The following is a 19,826-nucleotide window of genomic DNA, read 5'->3' on the forward strand; positions in this document are numbered from 1 at the left end:
GCCCGAGCGCCGGCCGAGCGCCGGCCGAGCGCCGCGCGCGGACTTCGCCGGACCGCGTCGCGCGCTGGCCTTTTCGCCGATCCGGCGATAGAAAAAACGATCCCATGTCCGAGAACGTGAACGTCACGCTGCCCGACGGCAGCTCCAAGGAAGCGCCGCGCGGCGTGCGCATCATCGACTTCGTCCGCGAGCAGATCGGCCCCGGCCTCGCCAAGGCGGCCTACGCCGCCCGGCTGGACGGCGAGCCGGTCGATCTGTCGCGCGCCATCGACAAGGACGCCCGGCTCGAGGTGATCACCACCAAGAGCCCCGAGGCGCTCGAGATCGCCCGGCACGACGCCGCCCACGTGCTGGCGAGCGCGGTGCAGCGGCTCTACCCCGACGCGCAGGTCACCATCGGCCCCTCGGTCGAGGACGGCTTCTACTACGACTTCGCGCGGGAGAAGCCCTTCACGCCCGAGGACCTCGAGAAGATCGAGGCCGCCATCGCCGAGGAGGTGAAGGCCGACAAGCCGTTCGTCCGCGAGGAGATCTCGATGGACGAGGCGATCCGGCTCTTCGAGGCCAAGGGCGAGAAGTTCAAGGTCGAGATCGTCCGCGACATCGCCGCCAAGGGCGCGAAGACGCTCACCCTGTACCGGCACGGCGACTGGGTGGACTTCTGCCTCGGGCCCCACGGCCCCTCCACCGGGCGCATCGGGGTGGTCAAGCTCATGAGCGTGGCCGGCGCCTACTGGCGCGGCGACCCGAAGAACCCGATGCTGCAGCGCATCTACGGCACCGCCTTCTTCGACAAGAAGCAGCTCGAGGCCCACCTGGTCCGGCTGGAGGAGGCGCGCAAGCGCGACCACCGCAAGCTCGGCCCCGCGCTCGGCCTCTTCGCGTTCCACGAGTACGCCCCCGGCGCCGCCTTCTGGCTGCCGCACGGCGTCGCCGTCTTCAACGTCCTCATGGACGCGATGCGCCGCCTCGTGAACGCGAACGGCTACCAGGAGGTGAAGACGCCGCTGCTCTTCAACAAGCGGCTCTGGGAGACCAGCGGCCACTGGGGCAAGTACAAGGAGAACATGTTCCTCGTCGTCGACAGCGAGACCGACGAGAAGCTGCCGCTCGACGAGCGCTGCACCCAGTCGCTGAAGCCGATGAACTGCCCGTCGCACCACCTCATCTACCGGATGGGCAAGCGCAGCTACCGCGAGCTGCCGCTCCGCTACTACACGAGCGACGTGCTCCACCGGAACGAGGCCTCGGGCTCGCTCGGCGGCCTCACCCGCGTGCGCCAGTTCCAGCAGGACGACTCGCACATCTACCTCATGGAGTCGCAGGTCCAGGACGAGATCGCGCGCATCGTCGGGCTCATGAAGCAGGTGTACGGCGCCTTCGGGCTGCCGTTCAGCGCCCGCTTCTCCACCCGGCCCGAGGTGCGCATCGGCGACGACGCCCTCTGGGATCGGGCGGAGGGGGCGCTCCGCAACGCCCTCGACACGCTCGGGCTCGAGTACACGGTGAACCCGGGCGACGGCGCCTTCTACGGCCCCAAGATCGACTTCGCGGTGACCGACTCGCTCGGCCGCACCTGGCAGCTCTGCACCATCCAGGTGGACTACGCGGCGCCGGAGCGCTTCGACCTCACCTACGTGGGCGACGACAACCGCGAGCACCGGCCGGTGGTCATCCACCGCGCCATCTACGGCTCCTTCGAGCGGTTCATCGCCATCCTCACCGAGCACTACGCGGGCGCCTTCCCGGCCTGGCTGGCGCCGGTGCAGGCCCGCGTGGTCACCATCTCCGACCGCTACGACGCCTGGGCGGAGGAGGCGGCCGCGCGGCTGCGGCAGGCGGGCTACCGGGTCGAGCTCGACCGCTCGAGCGACACCCTCGGCGCCAAGATCCGGAACGCGCAGCTCGCCAAGATCCCCTTCACGCTCGTGGTGGGCGAGAAGGAGTGCGAGGTGAAGGGGGTCGCGCCGCGGCGGTACGGCGGCACGGAGCCGGGCGGCTCTGCTGACCGGCGGGCGGAGGCGAAGCCGGAGCAGACGACTGACCTGAAGACCATGCCGCTCGAGGCCTTCCTCGAGCTCCTGGGCCGCGAGGCGGCGCCGCCGTTCTAGTCGCGCCCCGATCGGGATCGATCGTTGCGCGGGTTCACAGCCCGCGTACCTTCTGCTACTCTCGATGATTCACACTTTGCTCCGGCCGATGCCGGGCCGGAGCGGCGAAGGGGAGACCGTGACTGAGGCCGCTTCGAACCGCGTCGTGATCTTCGACACCACCCTGCGGGATGGTGAGCAGTCGCCGGGCGCCAGCATGGACCTCGGCCAGAAGCTCCAGATCGCGAAGGCGCTCGAGGCGCTCGGGGTGGACGTGATCGAGGCCGGCTTCGCCGCCGCCTCGCCCGGCGACCTGGAGGCCATCCAGGGGGTGAGCCGCCACGTCTCCGGCCCGATCATCTGCAGCCTGGCCCGCTGCACCCAGGGCGACATCGACGCCTCCTGGAAGGCGCTGCAGGACGCGCCCCGCCGCCGCATCCACGTCTTCCTCGCCACGAGCCCCATCCACCGCGACTTCAAGCTGAAGCTCGCGAAGGAGGAGATCGTGAAGCGGGCGGTCGAGGGGGTGCGCCGCGCCCGCGAGCGGTTCGACGACGTCGAGTTCTCGCCGGAGGACGCCGCCCGCACCGAGCTCGAGTTCCTGGCCGAGGTGGTGGAGCGGGCCATCGAGGCCGGCGCCACGACGGTGAACATCCCGGACACGGTCGGGTACGCGCTCCCGCAGACCTACGCGGAGACCATCCGCTACCTGCGCGCCCACGTGCGCGGCATCGAGCGCGCGGTCATCTCCGTCCACTGCCACAACGACCTCGGCCTCGCCGTCGCCAACAGCCTCGCCGGCGTGCTCGAGGGCGCGCGCCAGGTGGAGTGCACCATCAACGGCATCGGCGAGCGGGCCGGCAACGCCTCGCTCGAGGAGGTCGTCATGGCGGTGAGGACCCGCCGCGACGTGCTCAAGGTCGAGACCGGCATCCGGACCGACCGGCTCTACCCGACGAGCCGCCTGCTGTCGCAGGTGACCGGCCTCGCCGTGCAGCGGAACAAGGCCATCGTCGGCCAGAACGCCTTCGCCCACGAGGCGGGCATCCACCAGCACGGCATGCTCACCCACCGCGAGACCTACGAGATCATGCGGCCGGAGGAGGTGGGCTTCGCCCGCTCCAGCCTCGTGCTCGGCAAGCACTCCGGCCGCCACGCGCTCAAGGAGCGGCTCGCCGCGCTCGGCTACGGGCTCGACGACAAGCAGCTCGATCTCGTCTTCGCCGACTTCAAGACGCTCGCCGACAAGAAGAAGGACATCTACGACGCCGACCTCGAGGCGCTCGTGATCCACGGCCAGGTGCTCGGCGCCGGCGCCCGCAAGTGGGAGCTCGCGGCGCTCTCGACCACCTCCGGGACCGGCACGCTGCCGGCCGCCTCCATCGCCCTGACCGACGCGGGCGGCGAGCGGCACCAGGCGGCGAGCGCCGGCGACGGCCCGGTGGACGCGGTCTTCAAGGCCATCGAGCGGATCACCGGCGTCTCGGTGAAGCTGCGGGACTACAGCATCGCCAGCGTGACCACCGGGGAGGACGCGCAGGGCGAGGTGGTGCTCGAGGTGGAGCACGAGACCGGCGTGTACCGCGGCCGCGCCCTCTCGACCGACATCATCGAGGGGAGCGCGCGCGCCCTCCTCGACGTGGTGAACCGCATCGCCGTCCGCGCGGGCGCCCAGTCGCCCGCCGGCCGGGAGGAGATGGGAACCGTCTGATGAGCCCGCGCACGCTGTTCGAGAAGGTCTGGGACGCGCACGTCGTCCGCCCCGAGACCGACGAGACCCCCGCCGTCCTCTACATCGACCTCCACCTCGTCCACGAGGTGACCTCGCCGCAGGCCTTCGCCGAGCTGCGCGCCCACGGCCTGCCGGTGCGGCGGCTCGACCGCACCGTCGCCACCATGGACCACTCCACGCCGACGCTGCCGCGCCAGGCCGACGGGAGCTATCCCTGGGCCGACGCCCAGGCCGAGGCCCAGGTGTCGATGCTCACCCGCAACTGCCTCGAGTTCGGCGTGGAGCTCCACCCGCTCGGCGAGCCGACGCAGGGCATCGTCCACGTGGTCGGGCCGGAGCTCGGCCTCACCTGGCCCGGCGCCACCGTGGTCTGCGGCGACAGCCACACCGCGACCCACGGGGCCTTCGGCGCGCTCGCCTTCGGCATCGGCACGAGCGAGGTGGGGCACGTGCTCGCCACCCAGTGCCTGCTGCAGCGCAAGCCGAAGACGCTGGCGGTCCGGGTGGAGGGGGCGCTCGGCCCCGGCGTGACCGCCAAGGACCTCGTGCTCGCCATCATCGCCAGGCTCGGCGTGGGCGGCGGCACCGGCCACGTCATCGAGTACCTCGGCCCGGCCATCCGCGCGCTCTCCATGGAGGCGCGCATGACCCTCTGCAACATGTCGATCGAGGCGGGGGCCCGCGCCGGCATGATCGCGCCCGACGAGGTCACCTTCGCGTACCTCGCCGGTCGCCCGCGCGCGCCGCACGGCGCCGCCTGGGAGCAGGCGGTCGCGGCCTGGCGCCAGCTCCCCTCCGACGCGGGCGCGCGCTACGACCGCGAGGTCACCGTGGACGCCTCGGCCATCGAGCCGATGATCACCTGGGGCACGAACCCCGGCATGGCCATCCCGGTGACCGGCCGCGTGCCGACCCCGGAGGCGGCCGGCGCCGAGCGCGGCGCGGTGGAGAAGGCCCTCGGCTACATGGGCCTCGCGCCCGGCCAGCCGATCCTGGGGCAGCCGATCGACGTGGTCTTCATCGGCAGCTGCACCAACTCGCGCATCGAGGACCTGCGCGCCGCCGCGGCGGTGCTGAAGGGGCGCAAGGTGAAGGTGCGCTCGCTGGTGGTCCCGGGCTCCGCCGAGATCAAGGCCCAGGCCGAGGCCGAGGGGCTCGACCGGATCTTCTCGGAGGCGGGCGCCGAGTGGCGCCAGGCCGGCTGCTCCATGTGCATCGCCATGAACGGCGATCGGATCGAGCGCGGCCAGTACTGCGTCTCCACCTCCAACCGCAACTTCGAGGGGCGCCAGGGCGCCGGGGGGCGCACGCTGCTCGCGAGCCCCGCCACCGCCGCCGCCGCCGCCGTCGCCGGCGCGGTCGCCGACCCCCGCCGCATGGGAGCCGCCTAGATGGAGCCGCTGCGCACGATCGAGAGCCGCACGGTGGTGATGCCGCAGGCCAACATCGACACCGACCAGATCATCCCCGCCCGCTTCCTCAAGGTGACCGACAAGCAGGGGCTCGGGAAGGCGCTCTTCGCCGACTGGCGCTACGACGGCGAGGGGCGGCCCCGCCTCGACTTCGTCCTCAACCGCCCGGAGGCCGAGGGGGCGCGGGTGCTCGTGGCCGGCGACAACTTCGGCTGCGGCAGCTCGCGCGAGCACGCCCCCTGGGCGCTCGTGGACGCCGGCTTCCGCGCCGTGGTCTCGACCCGGATCGCCGACATCTTCCGCAACAACGCGCTCAAGAACGGGCTCGTGCCCATCGTGGTGGACGCGGCGGCCCACGCGCGCCTGCTCGCGGCGCCGGGGGCCGCGGTGCGGGTGGACGTCGAGGCGCAGACCCTCACGCTGCCCGACGGCGCCGCGGTCCGCTTCCCGCTCGACGCCTTCAGCCGCTACTGCCTCCTGAACGGCGTGGACGAGCTCGGCTTCCTGCTCTCGCAGCGGCCGGCGATCGACGCCTACGAGAGGGCGCGATGAGCGGCGCCCCGGCCCCGGTGAAGGCCCGGATCGCGGTCCTCGCCGGCGACGGCATCGGCCCGGAGGTCACCGAGCAGGCGGTGCGGGTGCTCGAGGCCGTGGCCGCCGCCCGCGGCCACGTGTTCACGCTCGAGGACGCGCTCGTCGGCGGCGCCGCCATCGACGCCACCGGCTCGGCGCTCCCGGAGGAGACGCTCGCCGCCTGCCGGCGCTCCGACGCCGTGCTGTTCGGCGCCATCGGCGGGCCGAAGTGGGGCCCCTCGGCGAAGGTGCGCCCGGAGCAGGGGCTGCTCGCCCTGCGCAAGGGGCTCGGCCTGTTCGCGAACCTCCGGCCGGTGACGGTGAACCCGCGCCTCGCGGGGGCCTCGCCGCTCAAGGCCGAGGTGATCGCCGGCGTGGACCTGCTCGTGGTCCGCGAGCTTACCGGCGGCATCTACTTCGGCGAGAAGCGGCGCGAGGGCGCGAGCGCCTTCGACGCCTGCACCTACACCGAGGACGAGGTGGCGCGGGTGGTGCGGGTCGCGGCGCGGCTCGCCCGCGGCCGGCGCCGGAAGCTCACCAGCGTGGACAAGGCGAACGTCCTCGAGACCTCCCGGCTCTGGCGCGACGTGGCCACCCGCGTCGTGAAGGAGGAGTTCCCGGAAGTCGTCCTCGACCACCACCTCGTGGACAGCTGCGCCATGCAGCTCGTCCGCCGCCCGGCCGACTTCGACGTGGTGGTGACCGAGAACATGTTCGGCGACATCCTCACCGACGAGGCCTCGGTCATCGCCGGCTCGATCGGCCTGCTGCCGTCGGCGTCGCTGGGCGAGGGGACCTTCGGCCTCTACGAGCCCATCCACGGCTCGGCGCCCGACATCGCCGGGCGCGGCCTCGCCGACCCCTACGGCACCATCGCCAGCGCGGCGATGCTCCTGCGCCACTCGCTCGGCCTCGAGCGGGAGGCGGCGCTCGTGGAGCAGGCGGTCGCCCGCGCGGTGGACGGCGGCGCGCTCACCGCCGACCTCGGCGGGAGCACCTCGACCGAGGCGGCCGGCACGGCCGTCGTCCAGGCGCTCGAGTCGCTCGTAGCCGTAGCCTAGGGGCGCCCGGCCGGCCTCCGCGTCGGCCGCGCCGGGCCGCCGCAATGGGACGTCGCGGGAGCGTTGAGGTGAATTCGAATCGACTGTAGTCTGAGGGATCCATGGCGAAAGAGAAGATGACCGGCGCGCAGGCGCTCCTGCGCTGCCTCGAGCTCGAAGCCGTCGAGTACGTGTTCGGCGTCCCCGGGGGCGCCATCCTGCCGGTGTACGACGCCCTGTTCGAGGCGACGCACCAGAAGGGCTACCACCTCAAGCACGTCCTCGTACGCCACGAGCAGGTCGGGGCGCACGCCGCGGAGGGCTACGCCCTCGCCACCGGCAAGGTCGGGGTCTGCTTCGGCACCTCCGGCCCGGGCGCCACCAACCTCGTCACCGGCATCGCCGACGCCTACATGGACTCGGTGCCGCTCGTCGCCATCACCGGCAACGTGCCCAAGTCGCTCATCGGCACCGACGCCTTCCAGGAGGCCGACATCACCGGCATCACCATGCCGGTGACCAAGCACAACTGGCTCGTGACCGACGTGGAGGACCTGCCGCGCATCATCAAGGAGGCCTTCTACCTCGCGCGCACCGGCCGGCCCGGCCCGGTCCTGGTGGACATCCCCAAGGACGTGCAGAACGCGACCTTCGAGTTCGAGTACCCGGAGACGGTGAACATCCCCGGGTACATGCCGGCGCCGAAGGAGCCGCCGCGGCTCGCCGACGCCGCCACGCTCATCCGCTCCGCCACCCGCCCGGTGCTCTACCTCGGCGGCGGCGTCCGCTCCTCCGGCAGCTACGCCGAGGTGCTCGCCTTCGCCGAGCTGGTGGGCGCGCCGGTGGTCACGACCGTCCACGGCAAGGGCGTCTTCCCCGAGACCCACCCGCGCTGCCTCGGCATGTTCGGCATGCACGGATCGCGGTACGCCAACTACGCGGTCCAGGACTCCGACCTCATCGTCGCGCTCGGCGCCCGGTTCGACGACCGGGTCACCGGCAAGCTCTCGGCCTTCGCCCCGGAGGCGAAGGTGGTGCACCTCGACGTGGACCCGGCCGAGATCTCCAAGCTCGTGACCGCCACGGTGCCGCTCGTCGGCGATCTGAAGGTGCTCCTCCCCCGGCTGCACGCCGAGGTGCAGCGGGTGTTCGAGGCGCGCGGGCGGCCCGACCTCGGGCCGTGGCTGGCCCGCGTCGAGGCCTGGCGGACGAAGCACCCGCTCCGCTACGCCCAGGAGCCGGGTGCGCCCATCCTCCCGCAGAAGGCGATCGACGTCCTCTACGAGAAGACGAAGGGGCGGGCCATCGTCGCCACCGGCGTGGGCGAGCACCAGATGTTCGCCGCGCAGTGGTACAAGACCGACTTCCCGCGCCAGTTCATCACCTCCGGCGGCCTCGGCACGATGGGCTTCTGCCTCCCGGCGGCCATCGGCGCCCAGCTCGGCAAGCCGGGCGAGCTCGTCATCGGCATCGACGGCGACGGCAGCTTCCAGATGACGCTGCAGGATCTCGCCACCGCGGTGGAGCTCGAGCTGCCCATCAAGATCTTCATCCTCAACAACCTGTTCCTGGGCATGGTCCGCCAGTGGCAGGAGCTCTTCTACGACAACCGCTTCAGCCAGACGCCGCTCAAGGACTGCCCCGACTTCGTGAAGCTCGCGGAGGCCTACGGCTGCCTCGGCCTGCGCGCCCGCACGCTCGAGGAGCTCGAGCCGGTGGTGGATCAGGCGCTGGCGCCCCGGGGCGGGCCGGTCATCGTGGACATCCGGGTCCGCCGCCAGGAGAAGGTGTTCCCGATGGTGCCCGCCGGCGCGCCGCTCAACGACATGATCGGGGGTGAGTAGATGGAACGCACCGAGGAAGCCCAGAACTACTCGCTCCACACCATCAGCCTGCTGGTGCAGAACCTGCCCGGCGTGCTCCACCGCATCGCCGGCCTCTTCTCGCGGCGCGGCTACAACATCGCGAGCCTCACGGTCGGCCCGACCGAGCGGCCCGAGTACTCGCGCATGACCATCGTGGTGCGCCTGTCCTCGATGACGGTGGATCAGGTGGTCCGCCAGGTGCAGAAGCTCGTCCCGGTGGTCGAGGTCCGCGAGCTCAAGCCCCAGGACCTCGTCGAGCGCGAGCTCATGCTCGTGAAGATCAAGACGCCGGAGGCGAACCACTCCGAGCTGCGCGCGCTGGCCGAGACCTACGAGGCCTCCATCGTGGACGTCTCGCCCGACGCCCTCATCGTCGAGGCCACCGGCAACGCCGGCAAGCTCGACGCCCTCGAGGACCGGCTCAAGGCCTACGGCATCCAGGAGATCTGCCGCAGCGGCCGCATCGCCCTCGAGCGCGGCTTCAAGACCCTCGCTCCCCCCAACCTCAAGTAGCTCCCCGCAACCGCAAACCCGTACAAGGAACCGAAATGGCCACGATCTTCTACGACAAGGACGCCAACCTCGACCTGATCAAGAACCGCAAGGTGGCGATCGTCGGGTACGGGAGCCAGGGCCACGCCCACGCCCTCAACCTGAAGGACTCGGGCGTGGACGTGCGGGTGGGCCTCCACGCCGGCTCCGCCTCCCGCAAGAAGGCGGAGGCGGCCGGGCTGCGCGTCCTCAGCGTCGCGGAGGCGGCCAAGGAGGCCGACCTCATCATGATCCTCATCCCCGACCAGACCCAGCGGAAGGTCTACGAGGAGGAGATCGCCCCGGCGCTCACCAAGGGCAAGGCGCTGTTCTTCGCCCACGGCTTCAACGTCCACTTCAAGCAGATCCAGCCTCCGGCCGACGTGGACGTGGTGCTCATCGCCCCGAAGAGCCCCGGCCACATGGTGCGCCGCCAGTACCAGGACGGCCGCGGCACCCCGGCGCTCATCGCCGTGCAGCAGGACGCGACCGGGCAGGCCCACGCCCTCGGCCTCGCCTACGCCCGCGCCCTCGGCACCACCCGCGCCGGCGTGCTGCAGACGACGTTCAAGGAGGAGACCGAGACCGACCTCTTCGGCGAGCAGGCGGTCCTCTGCGGCGGGGCCGCGGCCCTGGTGATGACCGGGTTCGAGGTGCTCACCGAGGCGGGCTACCAGCCGGAGAGCGCCTACTTCGAGTGCCTCCACGAGCTCAAGCTCATCGTCGACATGATGTACGAGGGCGGCATCTCCTGGATGCGCCACTCCATCTCCGACACCGCCGAGTACGGCGACTACACCCGCGGCCCGCGCCTCGTGAACGAGCAGACCAAGGCGGAGATGAAGAAGATCCTGAAGGAGATCCAGACCGGCGCCTTCGCCCGCGAGTTCATCCTCGAGAACCAGGCCGGCCGGCCGATGTTCCTCGCCATGCGCGAGCAGGGGAAGGAGCACCCCATCGAGCAGGTGGGGCGCAAGCTGCGCGACATGATGAGCTGGATTCGCGAGGCGAAGAAGGATTCGTCGGACCCGGGCAGCCGCTAGCCCGTCCGGCGATCGGGGTCGACGCTCCTCCGCAGGCGGAGGAGCGTTGACTTCTCGAACGAAATCCTTAAAGTACGCTGTCCTTTGCCGTCCGGCGGCGGCGTGGATTCACCACAAAAGCGAGTCATTCCAGAGCGTTCCGCCTCGACGCTCACAGGTACTGGAGAGTAGGCCATCAACCCGCGAGACACACGCAGCCAGCGCGACGCACGCACCAACCGGCGCATCAAGGCGCGCGAGGTTCGAGTCGTCGGCCCCACCGGGGAGCAGCTCGGCGTCCTGCCGATCGATCAGGCGCTGGCGCGCGCCCAGGCCGAAGGGATGGACCTCGTCGAGGTCAGCCCGATGGCCAAGCCGCCCGTCTGCAAGATCATGGACTACGGGCGCTTCAAGTACCTCGAGAAGAAGAAGCAGAACGAGGCGAAGAAGAAGCAGGTCGTGGTGCAGCTCAAGGAGGTGAAGCTGCGCCCGCGCACCGAGGAGCACGACTACGACGTCAAGGTGCGCAAGATCCGCGAGTTCCTCGCCGAGTCCAACAAGGCGCGCGTGACCGTGACCTTCCGCGGCCGCGAGATGAGCCACCGCGAGCTCGGGCAGAAGGTGCTGCAGCGGGTCATCGAGGACATGAAGGACGTGGCCGTCATCGAGGCCGCGCCCCGCATGGAAGGGCGCCAGATGTTCATGATCCTGGCCCCGAACCCGAAGATGCTCCAGGCCCAGCGCGATCGCGCCCGGGCGGCGGAGGCCAAGGGCGCCGCCGCTGCCGCCGGCGCGGCGTCCCCGGCCCCGCAGGCCGCCGCCCAGCCCGCGGCCGCCCCTCGCCCCGAGACGCCGGCGGAGGCCCCGCGCCCCCCGGCGGTCGAACAGCAGTAACGAACAGGAAAGAGAACGATGCCCAAGCTGAAGACGAAGAGCGCCGCGAAGAAGCGGTTCCAGGTGAAGAAGAGCGGCGCGGTGAAGTTCCGCCGGGCCGGCGTCCGGCACCTCGCCACGTTCGGCAAGACCAAGAAGCAGAAGGTCGGCCTGCGCGGCACGAGCCACCTCACGGACGAGGACGCCAAGAAGATCAAGGAGTGCTTCCCCTACGCCCGGTAGTCGGTCGTAGTCGCAAGCCCGGTCCCACAGCGCCCAAGCGGGGCTCACGAAGCGCGGCGCGGACGTCACCGGAGGTGACGGACGGTCCGCCTCCCGCCGGCAAACAGGAGAAGAGAGATGCGCGTCAAGAAGGGTTTCAAGGCTCGTCGCCGTCGTAACCGCGTACTGAAGCTCGCGAAGGGCTTCCGCGGCCGCCGCAAGAATTGCTACAAGCGCGCCAACCAGGCCGTCGAGCGCGCCCTCAACTACAGCACCCGCGATCGCCGCCGCCGCCGCCGCGAGTTCCGCTCGCTCTGGATCACCCGCATCAACGCCGCGGCCCGCCTCAACGGCACGAGCTACTCCAAGCTCGTCTCGGCGCTCGCCAAGGCCGGCGTGGCGCTCGACCGCAAGGTGCTCGCGGACCTCGCGCTCTTCGTCCCGGGCGACTTCGCCCAGGTCGTGAAGTCGGTGCAGGCCTAGCGGGGGAGCCGTCCCCGTGCCGGATCCCACAGGTCAGCTCCAGGCGCTCGCCGAGGCGGCGCGGACGGCCATCGCCGCCGCGCCCGACGAGCGGGCCCTGGAGGACCTCCGCGTCCGCTACCTCGGCAAGAAGGGTGAGCTGTCCCAGGTCCTCCGGGGCATGGGGCAGCTCCCGCCCGAGGAGCGGCCCCGCGTCGGCGAGGTCGTCAACCGCGTCCGCGACGAGGTCGAGGGGCTCCTGGCGCGCCGCCAGGAGGGGCTCGCCCAGGAGAAGCTCGAGGCCGAGCTGCGCGGCCCCGCGCTCGACGTGACGCTGCCGGGCCGCAGGCTCGTGCCGCGCGGGCACCGCCACCCCGTCACGCGCGCGATGGACGACATCGCGGCCATCTTCTCCCGCCTCGGCTACGAGGTGGCGAGCGGCCCCGAGATCGAGCTCGACTGGTTCAACTTCGAGGCCCTCAACATCCCGGCGGACCACCCCGCCCGCGACATGCAGGACACCTTCTACGTGGACGGCGGCACCCTCGGCCCCTCCGCGCGGCCGGGCGTGCTGCTCCGCACCCACACCTCGCCGGTGCAGGTCCGCTCGATGCAGCGGGCCGGCCAGCCGCCGCTGCGGGTCATCTGCCCGGGCCGGGTGTACCGCTCCGACTACGACCAGACCCACAGCCCCATGTTCCACCAGGTCGAGGGGCTCTGCGTCGATCGGGGCGTCACCTTCGCCGACCTGAAGGGCACGCTCGCCGCCTACGCCCGCGCCTTCTTCGGCCCGGGCACGCGGACGCGCTTCCGCCCGAGCTACTTCCCGTTCGTGGAGCCGGGCGCCGAGGTGGACGTCTCCTGCTCCATCTGCGGCGGCACCGGCCGGCGCGACGGCAAGCGCTGCGGCACCTGCAAGGAGACCGGCTGGCTCGAGGTGCTCGGGGCCGGCATGGTCCACCCCAAGGTGCTCGCCAACGGCGGCTTCGATCCGGCGCAGGTGTCCGGCTTCGCCTTCGGCTTCGGCGTGGAGCGCATGGCCATGCTCCGCTCCGGGATCGACGACCTGCGCCTCTTCTTCGAGAACGACCTCCGGTTCCTCGAGCAGTTCTAGGGACCCCGGCGGCCGGTTCGGGAACGGCATGCGCATCTCCTACAAGTGGCTCTCCGAGTACGTCTCCCTGCCGGCCCCCGACGAGCTGGCCCGCCGGCTCACGGCCGTGGGGCTCGAGGTCGAGGCGGTGGAGCGGGTGGGCGCCGAGCTGGCCGGCGTCGTGACCGCGCGCATCGTCGCCTCCGACCCGCACCCCAACGCCGAGAAGCTCTCGGTCACCCGCGTGGACGCGGGCGGCCCGGAGCCGCTCCAGGTGGTCTGCGGGGCGAAGAACTACCGCGTCGGCGACGTGGTGCCGCTCGCGACCGTGGGCGCGAAGCTGCCCGGCGGCGTGGAGATCAAGAAGGCGAAGCTCCGCGGGGTCGAGTCCTTCGGCATGCTCTGCTCGGCCCGCGAGCTCGGGCTCTCGGCCGACGCCGCGGGGCTCCTGATCCTCCCGGCCGAGACCGCGCCCGGCCAGCCCATCGCGGCGGCGCTCGGGCTCGACGACGTGCTGCTCGAGGTGAACGTCACCCCGAACCGCCCCGACGCGCTCTCGCACCTCGGCATCGCGCGCGAGGTCGCCGCGCTGCTCGGCACGCCGGTGCGGCCGCCCCGGGCCGCGCTCGCCGAGGCGGGCGGCCCGGCCTCGGACGCGGTGAAGGTCCGGATCGAGGCGCCGGAGAAGTGCCGCCGCTACGCCGCGCGCGTGGTGGAGGGCGTGACGATCGGCCCGTCGCCGGCGTGGCTCGCCCGGCGGCTCGAGTCCTGCGGCGTCCGCTCCATCTCCAACGTGGTGGACGCGACCAACTACGTGCTCCTCGAGCTGGGCCACCCGCTCCACGCCTTCGACCTCGACCAGGTGGCCGGGGCCGAGATCGTGGCGCGCGCCGCCCGGCCGGGCGAGCGGATGACCACGCTCGACGGCAAGGAGCGGGCGCTCGATCCCGACGACCTCGTCATCGCCGACCGCGACCGGGCGAGCGCCCTCGCCGGCGTGATGGGCGGCGGCGACTCCGAGATCTCCCAGGGCACGACGCGCGTGCTGGTGGAGTCGGCCTGGTTCGCGCCGGCCACGGTGCGGCGCACCGGGAAGCGGCACGGCCTGCACACCGAGGCCTCCCACCGCTTCGAGCGCGGCGCGGACCCGGGCATGGTGCTCCCGGCCCTCGACCGCTGCGCCGCCCTCATCGCCGAGCTCGGCGGGGGGAAGGTGCGCCCGGGCGTGGTGGACGCGCACCCCCGGCCGCACCAGCGCGCCGAGGTGAGGCTCTCCTTCGACCGGCCGGCGGCGCTGCTCGGCATGCCGGTCCCGCGCGCCGAGGCGGAGCGGATCCTGGCCGGGCTGGGCTTCGAGGCCCGCGACGCGGGCGCGGACGGCGCGACCTTCCTCGTCCCGAGCTGGCGCGTGGACGTGTCCGGCGAGGAGGATCTCGTCGAGGAGATCGTCCGCACCGTCGGCTACGACGCCATCCCGGAGACCCTCCCGCCGCTCGCCGGCGTCACCCCGTCGCGCCCCCGCGACGCCGAGGCGCTCGACCGGGCGCGCGAGGCGCTCGAGGCGGCCGGCTTCTGCGAGGCGGTGAACTTCAGCTTCGTCGCCGAGAAGGAGCTCGCCGCGGTGAGCTCCGCCGCGCCGATCGCGCTGCGGAACCCGATCAGCGCGGACCTGGCGGTGATGCGGACGGCGCTCGTCCCGTCGCTCCTCAAGAACGCGGCCCACAACCTGCGCCAGCGGGTCGGCGACGTGCGGCTCTACGAGGCCGCCCGCGTCTACGCGCCCCACCCCGAGGGCGCGGCCCCGGCGGACGGGCCCGACGGCGCCCCCGCGCACGAGGCCTGGCGGCTCGCCGCCGTGCTGGCCGGCCGGCGCAGCCCCCTCGGCTGGAGCGCGGGCTCGGAGGCGGCCGACTTCTACGATCTCAAGGCGGCCGTCGAGGGGCTCCTCGAGGCGCTCGGCGTCGCCCGGGCCGGCTTCCGGAGCGGCGGCCCGTCGTGGCTCCACCCGCGCAGCGCCGCCACGGTGCTCGCGGGCGGACGGGAGCTCGGCCACCTGGGCGAGCTCCATCCTCGGGTCTCCGAGGCCTTCGAGCTGCCGCGCGGGGTGCTGGCGTTCGAGCTCGACCTCGCCGCCCTGGCGTCGCTCGCCCGCATCGTCCCCGGGTACCGGCCGGTGCCGCGCTTCCCGGCCGTGCTGCGCGATCTGGCGGTGGTGGTCGCGGAGGAGGTCCCGGCCGGTGAGGTGCTGCGCTGCGTCCGCGCCGAGCCGCTCGTCGAGGAGGTGACCCTCTTCGACGTCTACCGCGGCGCGCCGCTGGCCGCGGGCAAGAAGAACCTGGCGATGGCCCTCCGGTACCGGCTGCCCGAGCGCACGCTCACCGATGCCGAGGCCGACGCGGCCCACCAGCGGATCCTGGAGCGGCTCGCCGCCGACCCGGCCGTCAAGGCCGAGCTCCGGACGAGCTAGCCCGGAGGCGGGAGTGGCCACGGTCGCGCCGGCCGAAGAGGGGAAGCGGCGACCGCCGCGCGGCTCGGTCGCGCTGGCGCTGGCCGTGGCGGCGCTCCTCTCCTGCTGGAACGCCCTCGCCGCCCCGCTGGGGCTCGGGCTAGGGCTCGCCGGGGTGGTCGCCGGGGCGGTGGCGCTCCGGCGCGGGGCGCCGCGGAGGAGGGGGAGGGCGGCGGTCGGGCTCTCCGCGCTGGCGCTCGCCGCCGCGACGGGCGTGCTCCTCGTCAGCGCCGGCCGGCTGGGCGGCGGGCGCGAGGAGCCGGTGGTCGAGGCCCGCAGCCCCGCCGAGACCGACGCCGCGCTCCAGGGGCTCTCCGAGCGGACGGCGGAGGCAAGGGCCCGCGCCCGCGCCGAGCTGTCGCGCGTGGAGGGACAGGAGCCCGCGAGCCCGCGGGGGCGCGATGGTGGCGGGGGACGCCGGTGAGCCGCGTCGCGGTTGTTTGACAGCCGACAGTGAATCAGCTAACGATTGTAGCCACTTACCCGGTCTCCACAGCATTGTGAGGCGGACGTGACCAAGGCCGATATCATCGAGAGCGTCTACGAGAAGGTCGGCTTCTCCAAGAAGGAAGCCGCTGAGATCGTCGAGATGGTCTTCGACACCATCAAGGAGACGCTCGAGCGCGGGGAGAAGATCAAGATCTCCGGGTTCGGCAACTTCATCGTGCGGGACAAGAAGTCGCGGGTCGGCCGCAATCCCCAGACTGGCGAGGAGATCGAGATCTCCGCCCGTCGCGTGCTCACGTTCCGGCCGAGCCAGGTGCTCAAGAACGCCCTCAACGCCAGCGCCGAGGCCGAGGCTGCAGCGGCCGCCCAGGCTGCGGCGGCTGCCGCGCAGCAGGAGAAGCCCTCGCAAGGCTGAGCCTCCGGGCCTCAGCAGACGCGCCAGCGGCGGCGCCATCCCGAAAGCGTGGGACGGCGCGGGCCCGGCGTGCGCGCGGACGCGCGGGGCGCGAGTCCCCTAGCTCTCGCGCTCGTCGCCGAGGAGCCGGTAGAGCGTCTTCCGGTCGATCCCGAGGATCTCGGCGGCGCGCGTCTTGTTCCCGCCGGTCTCGCGCAGGACCTGGACCGCGTAGCGCCGCTCGAGCTCGGCGAGGGTGGGGCGGTCCCCGGGGGCGAGCGCCTCGGGCGCGGCCGCCGACTCGGCCGGCGCGGCGCGCCGGATCGCCTCGGGCAGGTCGTCCGGCAGGATGACGCCCGACGGGTTCAGGGCGAGGCCGCGGGCCACCACGTTCTCGAGCTCGCGGACGTTGCCCGGCCAGTCGTGGGCGACCAGGAGATCGCGGGCCGGCGCCGAGATGGCGGCCCCTTCGGCGCGCCCGTGCTTGGCCGCGAAGTGCTCGGCCAGCAGCGGGATGTCCTCGCGGCGCTCCCGCAGGGGCGGGATGCGGATGGTGACCACGTTGAGCCGGTAGTAGAGGTCCTCGCGGAAGCGCCCGGCCTTCACCTCGGCGGCGAGGTCCTTGTTGCTCGCCGCCACCACGCGCACGTCCACCGCGACCGGCTCGTTGGTGCCCACCCGCCGGATGGTCCCCTCCTGGAGCGCGCGCAGCAGCCGCGCCTGGAGGTTGGGCCCGATGTCGCCGATCTCGTCGAGGAACAGCGTGCCCTGGTTGGCCTCCTCGAAGAGCCCGCGGCGGGAGGCCTGCGCGCCGGTGAAGGCGCCCCGGGCGTGGCCGAAGAGCTCCGACTCGAGCACGCCCTCGGCGATGGCCCCGCAGTCCACCGCGACGAAGGGGCCGCCGCTGCGCGGGGAGGCCGCGTGGATGGCGCGGGCGACGAGCTCCTTGCCGGTGCCGCTCTCGCCCTGGATGAGGACGGTCGCGTCGGTGGCCGCGACCCGGGCCGCGGTCTTGTAGACCTGCAGCATCGCCTCGCTCCGGCCGACCACGTTCTCGAGCCGGTACTTCTCGCGCAGGTCGCGCCGGAGCGCCTTGTTCTCGAGGGCGAGCTGCCGCTGCTTCACGGCGCGCGCCACCACGACCTTGATGGCGTCGATGTCGTACGGCTTGGAGACGTAGTCGAACGCCCCGCGCCGGATGGCCTCGACCGCGCCGTCGATGTTGCCGAAGGCGGTCACCAGGATCACCGGCGTGTCGGGGGCCTTCTGCCTGAACGCGTCGGTGACCTGCAGCCCGTCCACCTCGCCCATGCGGATGTCGGAGACCACGAGGTCGGGGGCGCCCTCGGCGCCCAGCCGGTCGAGCGCCTCGCGCCCGTCGGCGAGCGGGGTGACCTGGTACCCCTCGGAGCGGAGCAGCCGGGTGAGGAGGTCGCGGCTCGAGGGGTCGTCGTCGATGACGGTGATGCGGGCGGGTTCCATCTCGGGGATCCTAACGCGGTGGGGCCGAGGGCGGGGCCGGCACGAGCAGCGTGAAGGTGGCGCCGCGCCCGGGCTGGCTGTCCACCTCGATGCGCCCCTTGAGCGCGCTCGCGATCTCGCGGCAGATGGCGAGGCCGAGGCCGGTGCCCTTCCCGCGCGGCTTGGTGGTGTAGAACGGCTCGAAGATCCGCTTGCGCTCCTCCGGCGGGATGCCCGGCCCGGTGTCGGCCACCTGGAGGGCGAGGAGCCCGTCGTCGCGGCGGGCGCGGACCGTGAGCTTGCCCCCCTGGGCCATGGCGTCCACGGCGTTGGCGATGAAGTTGGTGAGCACGTGCCGGACGAGGGAGGGATCGAGCGCCACCCGGCCCAGGTCGCCCGGCACCTCGCGCGCGACCTGCAGCCGGCCGCGCACGTCGGCGGAGAGGGTGAGCGAGAGGGCCTCGTCCACCAGCGCCCCGACCTCCACCGGCTCCGGCGCCGGCGTGAGCGCGCGGGCCGAGTCGAGGAAGCGCCGGATGATGGCGGTCATCCGCTTCACCTCGCCCTCGACGATGGCGAGCTGCTCCCGCTCGTCGCCGGGGATGGCCGCGCTGCGGGCCAGCATCTGCACGTGGCCGCTGATGGCGTTGAGCGGGTTGCCGAGCTCGTGGGCGATGGTGCCGGAGAGCTGCCCGAGGGCGGCGAGCTGCTCCTTGCTGCCGAGGTCGCGCCGGGCCTCGACGAGCAGGTCGTTCAGCTCGGCGAGCTCGCGGTTCTTCTGGGCGAGGTCGGCGGTGGCGGCGTCCACCCGCTCCTGGAGCTGCTGGTTGAACCCGCGCAGCCGCTCCAGCATCGCCTCGAGGCCGCGCGCCACCTGGCCGATCTCGTCGGGCCGGCCGGTGCCGGGGACCCGGACCTCCTCGAGCGCCCCCTCCTCGACGCGCGCCATCGACGACGCCAGCGCCTCGAGCGGGCGGGCGAGCATGCGGCGGAGGATGAGGGTGAAGGCGACCACCAGCACGAGGCCGGAGACGCCGGTGACGGCGAGGAAGGCGCGGCGCTCCTTCTCGGCCAGCGACTCCGCGTCGGAGACGAAGGTCTCGACGCGCAGGGCGGCCACGGTGCGGCCGTAGGAGTCCTTCACCGGCAGGTCCACCTGCCAGGCGCGGGCCTCGCCCGAGCCCACCAGGAGCGCCGCCGGCTGGTCGGGGAAGTCGTACTCGCGCTGGGCGAAGAGGGTCTCCGGCCCGGCCGTGGTGAACTGGATCCGGATGACGTCGTCCACGCCGGGGTGGCGGATGGCGAGCTCGGCGGCCCGGATGTTCCGGTGCCGGCGCAGCGCGGCGGTGAGCCGGTCGGCGGCGCGGGCCGGATCGAAGCCGCGCGAGACGTCGTGCGACAGGTCGAGGTCGCCGCGGATGGAGCGCGCCACCTCGAGCGAGCGGTCGCGGACCGCCTGCTCCACGGCGCGCGCGGCGATCCGCTCGCCCACCCCCGCGGCGGTGGACATGGTGAGCACCAGGATGGCGCCGAAGAGGAGGGTGATCTGGAGCCGCAGCGACATGCGGGCGCTCCACCGCGAGCGGAAAGAAAAAGGGCCGGCCGCGTGCGATCGCGACCGGCCCCGAAAGCCTATCCGAAAACGGACGGACTTACTTCGCGGCCTCGGCCTTCTCGGCCTTCTCCGCCTTCTTCTCGGCCTTCTTGGCCTTCTTGGCGGCCTTCTTCTCCGCCTTCTTCTCGACCTTCTTCTCCTCCTTCTTCACCTCGGCGGCCGGAGCGGCCGGGGCGGCCGGGGCGGCCGGGGCGGCGGCGGCCGGGGCAGCCGGGGCGGCCGGGGCAGCGGCGGCGGCCGGGGCCGGCTCGGCGGCGACGGCGGAGGAGGCGAGGAACGCGGAGGCGACGAGGGCGCTGAGGATCTTCATGGGTGTCTCTCCCTGATGGAGTTTCTGGGGACGAATCCGTTCCGTCCGGCTCCGGTGCTTCGCAATCGGCGTGCCGCTCGGCCGCTCCGCCGTTCTTCCAGCAATGACGCCCGGTTGGCGCCCGGCGCGGCGCGGGCGGGGCGCGGGGAGCTGGCGCGGCGGGGAAAAGGGGGACGGT

18 protein-coding genes are annotated in these 19,826 nt (G+C 72.7%); 15 read left to right on the forward strand and 3 right to left on the reverse strand.

Going from position 1 to position 19,826, the window contains the following annotated elements; genetic code table 11:
- Positions 1-104: 104 nt before the first annotated feature.
- From thrS to AMPC_RS02910, 15 genes are all read left to right on the forward strand, one after another.
- Positions 105-2,111 (forward strand): threonine--tRNA ligase, encoded by a 2,007-nt coding sequence (gene thrS / locus AMPC_RS02840; RefSeq protein ID WP_248344187.1) that lies wholly within the window; start codon positions 105-107, stop codon positions 2,109-2,111.
- Positions 2,112-2,229: 118 nt separating this feature from the next.
- Positions 2,230-3,801 (forward strand): 2-isopropylmalate synthase, encoded by a 1,572-nt coding sequence (locus AMPC_RS02845; protein ID WP_248344189.1) that lies wholly within the window; start codon positions 2,230-2,232, stop codon positions 3,799-3,801.
- Positions 3,801-5,213, forward strand: a complete 1,413-nt coding sequence (leuC, locus tag AMPC_RS02850) for a 3-isopropylmalate dehydratase large subunit (RefSeq protein ID WP_248344190.1) — start codon at positions 3,801-3,803, stop codon at positions 5,211-5,213. The genes AMPC_RS02845 and leuC overlap by 1 nt, the downstream gene beginning before the upstream one ends.
- Complete coding sequence (gene leuD / locus AMPC_RS02855) at positions 5,214-5,786, forward strand: 3-isopropylmalate dehydratase small subunit (RefSeq protein ID WP_248344192.1); 573 nt, start codon at positions 5,214-5,216, stop codon at positions 5,784-5,786. It begins immediately after the preceding gene.
- Complete coding sequence (gene leuB / locus AMPC_RS02860) at positions 5,783-6,868, forward strand: 3-isopropylmalate dehydrogenase (protein ID WP_318654313.1); 1,086 nt, start codon at positions 5,783-5,785, stop codon at positions 6,866-6,868. Before leuD ends, leuB begins: the two co-directional genes overlap by 4 nt.
- Positions 6,869-6,969: 101 nt before the next feature.
- Entirely contained in the window at positions 6,970-8,691 is a 1,722-nt protein-coding gene (gene ilvB / locus AMPC_RS02865) for a biosynthetic-type acetolactate synthase large subunit (RefSeq protein ID WP_248344194.1), read from the forward strand.
- Positions 8,692-9,225, forward strand: a complete 534-nt coding sequence (ilvN, locus tag AMPC_RS02870; RefSeq protein ID WP_248344196.1) for an acetolactate synthase small subunit — start codon at positions 8,692-8,694, stop codon at positions 9,223-9,225. It begins immediately after the preceding gene.
- A gap of 35 nt (positions 9,226-9,260) precedes the next feature.
- Positions 9,261-10,286 (forward strand): ketol-acid reductoisomerase, encoded by a 1,026-nt coding sequence (gene ilvC, locus AMPC_RS02875; protein WP_248344198.1) that lies wholly within the window; start codon positions 9,261-9,263, stop codon positions 10,284-10,286.
- A gap of 174 nt (positions 10,287-10,460) precedes the next feature.
- A complete protein-coding gene (gene infC, locus AMPC_RS02880) occupies positions 10,461-11,159 on the forward strand; it encodes a translation initiation factor IF-3 (RefSeq protein ID WP_318654329.1) in 699 nt (232 codons plus the stop codon).
- Between the two features lie 18 nt (positions 11,160-11,177).
- Positions 11,178-11,381: a 50S ribosomal protein L35 gene (gene rpmI, locus AMPC_RS02885; protein WP_248344200.1), complete on the forward strand. Its 204-nt coding sequence runs from the start codon at positions 11,178-11,180 to the stop codon at positions 11,379-11,381.
- 117 nt (positions 11,382-11,498) lie between these two features.
- Positions 11,499-11,843, forward strand: a complete 345-nt coding sequence (gene rplT, locus AMPC_RS02890; RefSeq protein WP_248344202.1) for a 50S ribosomal protein L20 — start codon at positions 11,499-11,501, stop codon at positions 11,841-11,843.
- A 16-nt stretch (positions 11,844-11,859) separates the two neighbouring features.
- Positions 11,860-12,936 (forward strand): phenylalanine--tRNA ligase subunit alpha, encoded by a 1,077-nt coding sequence (pheS, locus tag AMPC_RS02895; RefSeq protein ID WP_318654314.1) that lies wholly within the window; start codon positions 11,860-11,862, stop codon positions 12,934-12,936.
- 28 nt (positions 12,937-12,964) lie between these two features.
- Entirely contained in the window at positions 12,965-15,382 is a 2,418-nt protein-coding gene (gene pheT / locus AMPC_RS02900; RefSeq protein ID WP_248344204.1) for a phenylalanine--tRNA ligase subunit beta, read from the forward strand.
- Between the two features lie 13 nt (positions 15,383-15,395).
- The gene (locus AMPC_RS02905) at positions 15,396-15,845 is read left to right on the forward strand and encodes a hypothetical protein (RefSeq protein ID WP_248344205.1); all 450 of its coding nucleotides are present in this window, start codon (positions 15,396-15,398) and stop codon (positions 15,843-15,845) included.
- An 87-nt stretch (positions 15,846-15,932) separates the two neighbouring features.
- On the forward strand, positions 15,933-16,283 hold the full coding sequence (locus AMPC_RS02910) for an integration host factor subunit alpha (protein WP_248344206.1): 351 nt from the start codon (positions 15,933-15,935) through the stop codon (positions 16,281-16,283).
- 99 nt (positions 16,284-16,382) lie between these two features.
- Here the strand turns inward: AMPC_RS02910 and AMPC_RS02915 are convergent, their stop codons facing one another.
- The 3 genes from AMPC_RS02915 to AMPC_RS02925 all read right to left on the reverse strand — a co-directional run bounded on the left by AMPC_RS02915 (position 16,383) and on the right by AMPC_RS02925 (position 19,648).
- Positions 16,383-17,744 (reverse strand): sigma-54-dependent transcriptional regulator, encoded by a 1,362-nt coding sequence (locus tag AMPC_RS02915; RefSeq protein ID WP_248344207.1) that lies wholly within the window; start codon positions 17,742-17,744, stop codon positions 16,383-16,385.
- A 10-nt stretch (positions 17,745-17,754) separates the two neighbouring features.
- Positions 17,755-19,287: a sensor histidine kinase gene (locus tag AMPC_RS02920; protein WP_248344208.1), complete on the reverse strand. Its 1,533-nt coding sequence runs from the start codon at positions 19,285-19,287 to the stop codon at positions 17,755-17,757.
- A gap of 88 nt (positions 19,288-19,375) precedes the next feature.
- Positions 19,376-19,648 (reverse strand): hypothetical protein, encoded by a 273-nt coding sequence (locus tag AMPC_RS02925; RefSeq protein WP_248344209.1) that lies wholly within the window; start codon positions 19,646-19,648, stop codon positions 19,376-19,378.
- Between the last annotated feature and the right edge of the window lie 178 nt (positions 19,649-19,826).

It is taken from the genome of Anaeromyxobacter paludicola (assembly GCF_023169965.1).
Taxonomy (GTDB): Bacteria; Myxococcota; Myxococcia; order Myxococcales; family Anaeromyxobacteraceae; genus Anaeromyxobacter_B; species Anaeromyxobacter_B paludicola.